A 6,229-nucleotide genomic window follows, 5' to 3' on the forward strand; every position below is an offset into this window, starting at 1 on the left:
TGCGAGGCTTGCGGCTTTTGCGATTTCGGGTTCGGCTGGCGCCTTGACACTTGCGGCGATCCGACCCCGCAGGCAATCTCCTGACGACTCGAAGCGGAGATGGCGGTTTTCGGCCATTTCCGCATCAATTGGAGACTTTGCTTGCGTAACATTGAGATGCGGATGTCGCTTACGGGCGCTTTGCTGATCGCCACTTCGGTGCTGGCGCTGTCTGGCTGCGCGTCGAACAAGAAGGCGCTCGATTCCGCCGCAGCGGTTCCGGCACCGCAGGCAGCTGCACCTGCGCTTGCCGCGGCAGCGCCCGCAAGCCCTACCCCACGTTCGGTCTACACCGATCCCCGGCTCGTCAATGTCTCCGGCGCTCAAGCCGCGCCGCAGGCCGTTGCAGCGGATCCGAATGCCCCCGTCCCGCCGGCCGATCCGGCTGCAGCGGCGCCGGCCAATATCGGCGGGCTCGTGCTGCAGTCGACCCGGATCAACGCGCAGGCGATGAGTATCTTTTCCGACCATCAGCCGGCACCGCAGAACAACAGTACGTCGACTGTCATTCAGCCTCAGGCCTATGCGCCGGTTGGGGGTGCAGCACCTGCGAGAAGCAGCGTCTACAGCCAGCAACCCGTATCAGGACAGCCGGCGGAGCCGGTACTGCCGCAGCAATCTTCGCAGAATGGCAGCACGCAGATTGCGCCCGTTCAAACGGCGTCGCTGGCGACGGACAGCGGTGCGGCCCCGACGATGAACGCGCTCTACAGCGCGCCGAAGCAGAACCTGCTCGGCAGCCTCTCCGGCCTTTTGCAAAAAGCGTCCCTGCCCGGCATGACGCGTATCGCGCCGAACGGGCTTCATGTACAGAACGACAAGGTCGAGGTCGGCTGCTTCAAGCCCGAGCTGTTGAACGTGATCAAGACGGTCGAAAACCATTTCGGCCGGCCCGTTATCGTCACGTCAGGCTATCGCGACGAAGAGCATAACCGCCTCGTCGGCGGCGCTGACGAATCGATGCACAAAAGCTGCGAGGCGGCCGACATCCAGATCGACGGTGTAACAAAATGGGATATCGCCGCCTATATCCGCTCGCTGCCGAACCGCGGCGGTGTCGGCACCTATTGCCACACGGATTCGGTTCATCTCGATACCGGCAAAAGCCGCGACTGGAATTGGGGCTGCGGCGGCAAACGCGCGCCGATGGCGACCGCAAGAGCGATCTGATCTCGCGAAAGCAGATCGCCATTACGCAACGGCAGCTCCGGCCCACACACTTTCGCCAAATCCTGCAAACTATTGATTCGTCAATCGTAATCTTGGGTTTCGCGACCGCAAAAATATCTGTCATTTTTTTGAAAAAAACCGAAATTGCCGCTTGCGGGATTCCAAACGCCTGACTATAAGGGCGCCACCACGAAGGAAGCGCCCTTCGTCTATCGGTTAGGACACCAGATTTTCATTCTGGGAAGAGGGGTTCGACTCCCCTAGGGCGTGCCACTTTCTCTCCATTTAGAAGCCATCGCATCTGCTTGCAGAAGTCTGCGCGCGCGCCTATTTTAACGGGGCCGGCCTGCGCCCTTCGTCTATCGGTTAGGACGACAGATTCTCATTCTGTAAAGAGGGGTTCGACTCCCCTAGGGCGTACCAATTTTACCCAAATCAACGACCGGCACGGCACCGGATCAATAGTCTGTCCGACAGACGCAACAGTACACGCCCGCCCCGTCGTTTACGCACCTGCACAGCCCGCAATGCGGATCACCAACTGCAACAGACTTGGCAATGGTCTCCTGCACGATGTTCTGAAGGCACGTATCTCTGCGGCCGCGACAATTGGCTTATCGGCCCCGGCGCCACGTTTTCCACAGCAACAAAAAAATCGGCGAAAACGATGATTTTTTCGCGCCTTGGCGCTTGCAGCTTTTGAAGGTGCTGACTATAAGGGCGCCACCACGAAGGAAGCGCCCTTCGTCTATCGGTTAGGACACCAGATTTTCATTCTGGGAAGAGGGGTTCGACTCCCCTAGGGCGTGCCACTTCTTCCTCCAAATTCTTCATCATCAGTCTTTTTGCGCGGCGTCTTATTTTGCCGGCGCAGCATCGCAGACGCGAAGCTGGATGCGGCGCGCGCCCTGGTAATGCTCGGCACTGAACGAACCCGCGACATGCAAGCTCGCGCCGCGTGAATTGATGAGGAGATTGCCGAGGGCCGTATCGGCGGCACGGAAGGCGATGCCGTCGAGCCGCGATCCGTCCATTGCCTCCATCGTCACCTTCACATGTTTTTCGCCGACCAGGCGTGCGTCGCGCACACGATGCGCCGGCACGGCAAAGAGCGGCTGGGCGTGGCCGGAGCCATAGGGACCGGCGGCCTCCAGGCGGTCGATGAGTTCGAGCGTGGCGCCGCTGGCGCCGATCGCGCCGTCGATCTTCAGCGTCTCATTGGCGACGAGGCTCGCCACCGTTCTCGCCGACTTCTCGGTGAAGAAGGTCCTCAGTCTGCCGAGATCGGCGCGCTCGACCGTCAGCCCCGCAGCCATGGCGTGACCGCCGCCCTTGACCAGCAGCCCTTCGTCGACCGCGGCGCGCACCATCCTGCCCATGTCGAAGCCGTTGATCGAGCGGCCCGAGCCGGTGCCGCGGCCGGAGGGATCGAAGGCGATCGCGAAGGCCGGCCGTTTGAACTTCTCCTTCAGCCGCGCCGCGATCAGCCCGACAATGCCGGGATGCCATTTTTCATGGGCAGTGACGATGACGGAGGCGCCCTCGCCGTCGCCATATTCGGCGAGCGCCTCGGCTTCCGCCTCCTGCAGCATGGCAGCCTCCATCGCCTGGCGCTCGCGGTTGAGCTCATCCAGGCGCTGGGCGATCATTTCGGCCTCCCCGGCGTCATCAAGCGTCAGCAGGCGGCTTCCGAGGGCAGCATCGCCGATCCGCCCGCCGGCATTGATGCGCGGGCCGATCAGGAAGCCGAAATGATAGGGTGTCACCGGGCCGGCGAGCCCTGCCTTGCGAAAAAGGGCTGCAAGACCGGCATTGCTCTGGTGGCGGGCGGCGACCAGCCCCTTGACCACATAGGCGCGGTTGAGGCCCTTCAGCGGCACGACATCGCAGACTGTCGCCAGTGCGACGATATCCAGCCATTGCAACAGGTCGAGTGCCAGGATGCCCTTGTTGCCGGTCGCCCGCAGCAGCCTGAGTGTGGCGACGAGCACCATGAAGACCACACCGGCGGCGCAAAGATGCCCCTGCCCCGAGAGATCGTCCTCGCGGTTCGGGTTGACCAGCGCATGGCAGCGCGGCAGCTCATGTGTCACCTGGTGGTGATCGATGACGACGACATCGATATTGCGGGAGGCGGCGGCGGCCAGCGCCTCGTGGCTGGTGGAGCCGCAGTCGACGGTGACGATCAGCCGGGCGCCATTGTCGATCAGCTGGTTGATCGCCGCCGGATTGGGACCGTAACCTTCGAAGACGCGGTCGGGAATATAGATGTTCGCCTTGACGCCGAAATGGCTGAGGAAGCGGAACATCAGCGCCGAGGAGGCCGCACCGTCGACATCGTAGTCGCCGAAGATCGCGACGTTCTCGCCGCGCTCGATGGCGCTCACCAGGCGGGTCGCGGCCTTTTCGCAATCGGTCAGCGTATGAGGATCGGGCATCAGGCCGCGGATCGTCGGATCGAGGAATTCGATCGCCTCGTCCACCGCCACACCGCGCCCGGCCAGCACGCGGGCGATCAGATCCGGCAATCCGTGGATCTGCGACATGGCCAGCGCCCGGTTCTGCCCGGCCTGGTCGAGCCGCGCCACCCAGCGATTATCGAGCGCGGATTTCTCCACGCCGAGAAACGCGCGCTGTACCGGATCGACGAGATCTGCCATGCCATACTCCGCTGATTTCATCTGCTCTTTCTACTGGAGCAGCGGAGATAACATAGCGTTGGATTTGCAGACACGGATTTTTACCAGAATACCGCCCAGATGATCATGGCGACGCCGGCAAGCTGCACCAGCAGGAACGAAAACAGCGTCAGCAGAATGGCCCAGTTGCGGCCTTCCCTGTGTTCATCGCCGTCATCCTCATCAGTGCTCTCCTGATGAATGTCACGGTAGGCCGGCTTGAGAATTTCCCCAAGCATATCGGGGCGGTCCGGCGGCGCGTCGCTCGGGCGGCCATACCCCTTGCCGGCGTGGCTGTCCTTGCTCATGAAATTCTCCACGCAGACGACTCACCATCTATGGTTTTATTTATATCAATATTTCGGTATTTGTTAATATAGACTTCCGTAAGGGGAGCCCGGACGACCAACAAAAAAACCGCCCTGTCTTCTTGAACCGGCAGTTCAAGAAGACAGGGCGGCTCACATTGCCCGGAAGGGAAAGGCTTAAGCTTCTTCCTTCGGCCGCTCGATGCGAATCACCTGCGGTTCGCCGAAGAGATACCCTTCCGACTTGATCGACGCGACGGCCTTGCGCACCGACTCTTCCATCGTCGCGTGGGTGACCAGAATGATCGTCTGGTGGTGCGACGGCGCCAGATGCTGCTTGGAGCGCTGGACGATCGATTCCAGCGAGATGTTGTTTTCGGCCATGCGGGTTGCAACGCTGGCAAAGACGCCGGTGCGGTCGAGCACCGTCAGGCGGATGAAATAACCGCCCTCGTGGCTCTGCATCTGCGCCTTGCGGTAGGGTTCCAGCGCCTTTGCGGGATGGCCGAGTACCGGCACGCGCTGGGCGCCCGGCTGGCTTTTGGCGATATCGGCGATATCACCGAGCACCGACGAGGCCGTGGCATTGCCGCCGGCGCCAGGGCCAACCATCAGCAGTTCGCCGAGCACATCGGATTCGATCGCCACCGCATTGGTGACGCCGTCGACCTGGGCAATGACCGAATCCACAGGCACCATTGTGGGATGCACGCGCTGCTCGATGCCGGTTTCGGTGCGCTGGGCAACGCCTAGGAGCTTGATGCGATAACCGAGCTCGGCGGCGGCGTGGATATCCTCGATCGAGATGTTGGTGATGCCTTCGAGATAGATATCGTCGGCGGCGATGCGATTGCCGAAGGCGAGTGTCGTCAGGATGGAAAGCTTATGGGCCGTGTCGTTGCCCTCGATATCGAAGGCGGGATCGGCCTCGGCATAACCCAGCCGCTGCGCTTCCTTCAGGCACTCGGCGAAAGACAGCCCCTCCTTCTCCATCTTGGTCAGGATGTAATTGCAGGTGCCGTTCATGATGCCGTAGATGCGCGAGACGGAATTGCCGGTCAGCGATTCGCGCAGCGCCTTGATGACGGGGATGCCGCCGGCGACCGCCGCCTCGAAATTCAACAGCGTACCCTTCTCCTCGGCGATCGTCGCAAGCTCGACGCCGTGATAGGCAAGCAGCGCCTTGTTGGCGGTCACCACATGGAGACCACGCTGGAGTGCCGCGCGTACGGAGGTGTTGGCAGCCCCTTCGGCGCCGCCCATCAGTTCGACGAAGACGTCGATATCGCCCTTTTCGGCAAGATCTTCCGGCCGGTCGAACCAGGTGACAGTGGAAAGATCGACGCCGCGGTCCCTTGTCTTGTCACGCGCGGAGACCGCGGTGATGGTGATCGGACGCCCGCAGGTGACGGCAAGCTCGTTGCTCTTCTGCTGAATGATGCGGACTAGCGAGGCGCCAACGGTGCCCAAGCCCGCAATGCCGATTTTGAGGGCATCTGCCATGGATCGATCCTGAATGTCTGTGTGGCGGCAGCCGCGGGACGCGGCTGCCTTAAGATTTGGGTTAACGGTGCGCGTTCAGCGAAATGACGTTGTGCATCGTTTCGTCTGCCGTCGACATGAACTTCTTGATGTTGCGCGCAGCCTGACGGATGCGGTGTTCATTCTCGACGAGCGCCAGACGGACATAGTCGTCGCCCTGTTCGCCGAAGCCGATGCCCGGGGCGACGGCGACGTCGGCCTTCTCGACCAAGAGCTTGGAAAACTCAAGCGAACCGAGATGACGGAACTTTTCAGGGATCTTCGCCCAGGCGAACATCGTCGCAGCCGGCGGCGGCACATCGAAGCCGGCCTTGCCGAAGCTTTCGACCATGACGTCGCGGCGGCGTTTATAGACGTTGCGAACCTCAGCAATGTCGGAGCCGTCGCCGTTCAGCGCATGCGTCGCCGCCACCTGGATCGGCGTGAAGGCGCCGTAATCGAGATAGGACTTGACGCGGGTGAGCGCCGCGATCAGCCGCTCGTTGCCGACGG

At 61.8% G+C, this 6,229-nt stretch carries 5 protein-coding genes and 3 tRNA genes; 4 read left to right on the top strand and 4 right to left on the bottom strand.

The features are described 5' to 3' along the window. The first annotated feature begins 141 nt into the window (after window positions 1-141). The 4 genes from AF337_RS31485 (at window position 142) to AF337_RS31500 (ending at window position 2,021) form a co-directional block, all read left to right on the top strand. Window positions 142-1,209: a YcbK family protein gene (locus AF337_RS31485; RefSeq protein WP_049735243.1), complete on the top strand. Its 1,068-nt coding sequence runs from the start codon at window positions 142-144 to the stop codon at window positions 1,207-1,209. A gap of 198 nt (window positions 1,210-1,407) precedes the next feature. Next, window positions 1,408-1,482 (top strand) — tRNA-Glu (locus tag AF337_RS31490). 75 nt (window positions 1,483-1,557) lie between these two features. Then, a tRNA-Glu gene (locus AF337_RS31495) sits at window positions 1,558-1,632 on the top strand. Between the two features lie 314 nt (window positions 1,633-1,946). After that, window positions 1,947-2,021: transfer RNA gene (locus AF337_RS31500), tRNA-Glu, on the top strand. 45 nt (window positions 2,022-2,066) lie between these two features. On the opposite strand, the gene recJ is transcribed toward AF337_RS31500, so the two are convergent. From recJ to AF337_RS31520, 4 genes are all read right to left on the bottom strand, one after another. Beyond that, window positions 2,067-3,869 (bottom strand): single-stranded-DNA-specific exonuclease RecJ, encoded by a 1,803-nt coding sequence (recJ, locus tag AF337_RS31505; protein WP_049735239.1) that lies wholly within the window; start codon window positions 3,867-3,869, stop codon window positions 2,067-2,069. Window positions 3,870-3,949: 80 nt separating this feature from the next. Next, window positions 3,950-4,195 (bottom strand): hypothetical protein, encoded by a 246-nt coding sequence (locus AF337_RS31510; protein WP_049735240.1) that lies wholly within the window; start codon window positions 4,193-4,195, stop codon window positions 3,950-3,952. Window positions 4,196-4,372: 177 nt separating this feature from the next. Next, window positions 4,373-5,698: a homoserine dehydrogenase gene (locus AF337_RS31515; protein ID WP_049735241.1), complete on the bottom strand. Its 1,326-nt coding sequence runs from the start codon at window positions 5,696-5,698 to the stop codon at window positions 4,373-4,375. Between the two features lie 61 nt (window positions 5,699-5,759). Further along, a partial coding sequence (locus AF337_RS31520) for an aminotransferase class I/II-fold pyridoxal phosphate-dependent enzyme (protein WP_152971261.1) occupies window positions 5,760-6,229 on the bottom strand: 470 nt, incomplete at its 5' end.

Origin of the sequence: Rhizobium ecuadorense, assembly GCF_001187535.1 — a bacterium.
GTDB lineage: Bacteria > Pseudomonadota > Alphaproteobacteria > Rhizobiales > Rhizobiaceae > Rhizobium > Rhizobium ecuadorense.

Bases quoted from the DNA above. Each gene is read 5' to 3' on its own strand.
- recJ (WP_049735239.1), bottom strand. From the start codon at position 3,869: ATGGCAGATCTCGTCGATCCGGTACAGCGCGCGTTTCTCGGCGTGGAG.
- AF337_RS31510 (WP_049735240.1), bottom strand. From the start codon at position 4,195: ATGAGCAAGGACAGCCACGCCGGCAAGGGGTATGGCCGCCCGAGCGAC.
- AF337_RS31515 (WP_049735241.1), bottom strand. From the start codon at position 5,698: ATGGCAGATGCCCTCAAAATCGGCATTGCGGGCTTGGGCACCGTTGGC.